This window comes from Neobacillus drentensis (assembly GCF_036962765.1).
Classification (GTDB): Bacteria; Bacillota; Bacilli; order Bacillales; family Cytobacillaceae; genus Neobacillus; species Neobacillus drentensis_C.
In genome coordinates this window covers 50,489-54,333 of the sequence record NZ_JBALOS010000001.1, presented here as the reverse complement: position 1 = coordinate 54,333, position 3,845 = coordinate 50,489, and the positions used below count along the sequence as shown (strand labels likewise).

General features: G+C 37.1%; 4 protein-coding genes. All 4 read left to right on the top strand.

Annotated features, from left to right (window positions below):
* Positions 1-191 precede the first annotated feature (191 nt).
* The 4 genes from der to V7137_RS00275 all read left to right on the top strand — a co-directional run bounded on the left by der (position 192) and on the right by V7137_RS00275 (position 3,791).
* Complete coding sequence (der, locus tag V7137_RS00290) at positions 192-1,502, top strand: ribosome biogenesis GTPase Der (RefSeq protein ID WP_335455465.1); 1,311 nt, start codon at positions 192-194, stop codon at positions 1,500-1,502.
* A gap of 26 nt (positions 1,503-1,528) precedes the next feature.
* A complete protein-coding gene (locus tag V7137_RS00285) occupies positions 1,529-2,581 on the top strand; it encodes an NAD(P)H-dependent glycerol-3-phosphate dehydrogenase (RefSeq protein WP_335455517.1) in 1,053 nt (350 codons plus the stop codon).
* Between the two features lie 281 nt (positions 2,582-2,862).
* Positions 2,863-3,048 carry a DUF2768 domain-containing protein gene (locus V7137_RS00280; RefSeq protein WP_335455462.1) on the top strand — a complete coding sequence of 62 codons (186 nt, stop codon included), beginning with the start codon at positions 2,863-2,865 and terminating at the stop codon, positions 3,046-3,048.
* A 32-nt stretch (positions 3,049-3,080) separates the two neighbouring features.
* Positions 3,081-3,791 carry a hypothetical protein gene (locus V7137_RS00275; RefSeq protein ID WP_335455459.1) on the top strand — a complete coding sequence of 237 codons (711 nt, stop codon included), beginning with the start codon at positions 3,081-3,083 and terminating at the stop codon, positions 3,789-3,791.
* The last annotated feature ends 54 nt before the right edge of the window (positions 3,792-3,845 follow it).

The window sequence follows — 3,845 nt, the reverse complement described above, 5'->3', positions numbered from 1 at the left end:
CTAGAAACTTAGTAAATGCCCATTATTAAGCTCCTAAGTAACAATGTTTACGAAAAGATCCTTACTTAATAAGAACTTAAGGGATTGATCCCGCATTATCGGGAAGTAAGCCCCCCACTGATGTAATTTTCACTCTATGCTAACATACTAAAACGTATTTAAATATAGGAAAGAAAGGATGGCGATTGTAATTGGTTAAACCTGTTATTGCCATTGTAGGACGGCCCAACGTAGGAAAATCAACGATTTTTAATCGAATTGTAGGCGAAAGAATTTCCATAGTTGAGGACATCCCAGGAGTTACAAGAGATCGTATTTATAGTTCTGGTGAGTGGTTAACACATGACTTTAATCTTATCGATACTGGTGGAATTGATATCGGTGATGAACCGTTTTTGGAACAAATTCGTCAGCAGGCTGAAATCGCTATTGATGAGGCAGATGTAATTATCTTTTTAACAAACGGACGTGAAGGGGTAACTGCAGCAGATGAAGAAGTGGCAAAAATACTCTATAGGTCTAAAAAGCCTGTTGTATTAGCAGTTAATAAAATAGATAACCCGGAAATGCGGGATCAGGTCTATGATTTTTATTCATTAGGATTTGGAGAGCCTATTCCTATTTCAGGTTCACATGGTCTAGGATTAGGAGACTTATTAGATGAAGCTGCAAAACATTTTCCCAAAGACAAGTCTGAAGAGTATGGTGAAGATGTCATTAAGTTTTCTTTAATTGGACGTCCAAACGTTGGGAAATCCTCTTTGGTGAATGCCATTTTAGGTGAAGAACGCGTAATCGTCAGTAATATTGCCGGAACCACTCGTGATGCTGTGGATTCTCCTTATACATACAATGGGGGGAAATATGTCATAATTGATACAGCAGGTATTAGGAAAAAAGGAAAGGTTTATGAGAGTACGGAAAAGTATAGTGTGCTTCGTGCCCTGAGGGCAATAGAACGTTCAGACGTTGTTCTTGTTGTGATTAATGCTGAAGAAGGAATCATTGAACAGGACAAAAAGATTGCTGGTTATGCTCATGAAGCGGGCAGAGCGGTCGTTATCGTGGTAAATAAGTGGGATGCTGTTGAAAAAGACGAAAAGACGATGAAAGAGCTCGAACAGAAGATAAGGGAACATTTCTTATTTCTTAGTTATGCTCCAATTGTGTTTTTATCTGCTAAAACCAAAAAACGAGTGCACACACTGCTTCCGATGATTAATATAGCTAGTGAGAACCATTCGATGAGAGTCGAAACAAGCGTACTAAATGATGTAATCATGGATGCAGTAGCCATGAATCCGACACCAACTGATAATGGCAGACGCTTAAAAATATACTACACAACACAAGTGGCAGTTAAACCGCCGACTTTTGTTGTATTTGTAAATGAACCAGAATTGTTGCATTTTTCGTATGAACGCTTCTTAGAGAACAGAATAAGAGAAGCTTTTGGATTTGAAGGGACCCCTATCAAAATTTATGCAAGAGAAAGAAAATAAAGATAAAGCGGGTGTAATTTAAATTGATGGATAATAAAACAGCAATAGCCGTAATTGGAGCTGGAAGTTGGGGAACTGCTTTGGCAATGGTACTTGCAGACAATGGGCATGAAGTCCGTCTATGGAGCCATGCTGAGGAGCAAGTAAAAGAAATTAATGAACAGCATACAAACAAGAAATATCTCCCGGAAATTGTCCTTTCAGAATTAATTGTTGGATATACATCATTAAGAGATGCATTAGCGGGAGTAGATACACTTATATTGGCAGTCCCGACAAAGGCGATACGTGAGGTCATCGGGAAAATTCGTGGGGTTCATACTGAACCATTGACAATTGCACACGTTAGTAAAGGGATTGAACCTGATTCGTTAATGCGTATTTCAGAAATTATTAAAGAAGAGATGCCAAAAGAATTATTGAAGGATGTCGTTGTACTCTCCGGTCCAAGTCATGCAGAGGAAGTAAGCCTCAGACACCCAACAACGGTAGCAGTAACTTCTGAAAATATGGAAGCTGCAGAAAAGATACAGGATTTATTCATCAACAACAATTTTCGAGTTTATACCAATTCTGATATCATCGGTGTTGAAATTGGTGGTGCCTTAAAAAATATCATTGCACTTGCTGCGGGTATTACTGATGGGCTAGGCTATGGAGATAATGCTAAAGCTGCATTAATGACACGTGGATTAGCAGAAATAGCTCGACTTGGTACGAAAATGGGAGCAAACCCATTAACCTTTTCTGGACTTGCAGGAATAGGTGATTTAATTGTTACATGTACAAGCGTTCACTCACGTAACTGGAGAGCAGGAAACCTATTAGGGAAAGGCAAAACCCTTAATGAGGTATTAGACAACATGGGGATGGTTGTTGAAGGTGTGAGAACCACTAAGGCTGCTTATCAGTTAGCTAAAAAGTATGATGTCAACATGCCAATTACTTTTGCCCTTTATGATGTCTTATTTAATGGCAAGAACGCAATCGATGCTGTAGATGTTTTGATGGCTCGGGGAAAAACACATGAAATGGAAGATTTGGTTAATGTTCTAGAGGAACGAAATACCGAAGACTGAAAAATGTTCATAAAAAATGAAATTGGGCTTGGCAGGGCTGATGCATTTGAAAAGTTTTTCATAATAAATGGGCGTTCGGTGAGACCTATTGTGTTTAGATTGCATACAATGCTACGAAGCAACCTAGTAGTTATACGCTGGAGTATGGGTTATTTAGTCGTTAAAGCTGAAGTAAAGAATTCGCCCCTCTTTACTTCAGTTTTTTTTCTTTGGTTCAAAAGTTTTCTTGAAAAGCTATCGCTTGTGATATAATTAATTTTCGAAAAAAGGGGGAGTTATGTTTGTCGCCAGCTATGTTTAAAATGTGGGTCTCGATTGCAGGAATGGGATTTATGTTCCTTGCAATTATAACAATTTATTTAAGTAGATATAAATTAAAAGGGGTACTCCGAATTATTACAGCAATTATCGCTTACATTTTAATGATTATTGCCGGAATAACGCTTCTTATTGTTTTTTTAACATAATTGTCGTAAATACATAAATAAAAGGTGATTGTATGAAATGGAATGTACTAGGTGGTTTTCTAGCAATAATGATTCTTTTGTTGACAGGATGTATGTATCCCGAAGAGGAATTAGCAAAGAATCAAATTCCTTATAAAGATCAAATTATAGCTGTTCAAACGGCAGTAGATGCCTTTAGAGCGGATAATGGCGGGATCCTTCCGATTAAAACAAAAGAGGCAGAAACTCCAATTTATCAAAAATATCCTATTGATTTTAAAAAAATCACACCTAAATATATCGCGGAGCCACCTGGGAATGCTTATGAAAATGGCGGAGTTTTCCAGTATGTGCTTGTTGATGTTGAAACTAAACCTGCTGTTAAATTATTTGATTTAAGAATAACAGAAGCGATACGTGATATAAAATTAAGAATTAAAACAAAAGGATATCCTCCCTATAAAGAACAGCTAGCAAAAAATGTTTTTACTTTGGACTATAAACAATTAGGGTATAAAAAAGCGCCTTTTGTAACTAGTCCATTTTCAAATCAGAATTTATCTTTTGTGATTACGGGCAATGCTGAGGTATATGTAGATTATCGCCCTGATTTATATCAAGCAATGAAAAAAACTGACATTAATGGAAAACCAGGTGAGGACATTCGTCCAATTTTAGTGAAGGATTCCATGTTTGTACCTGCCTATTCATTACCATATACCTGGGATTCTAAGACGAAGGAACCAGTATTTTTAGAAGAATAAATAGTCATAACCCTTTTCCACTGAAATATATTGTAGGAGAAGGGTTTTTTTTTT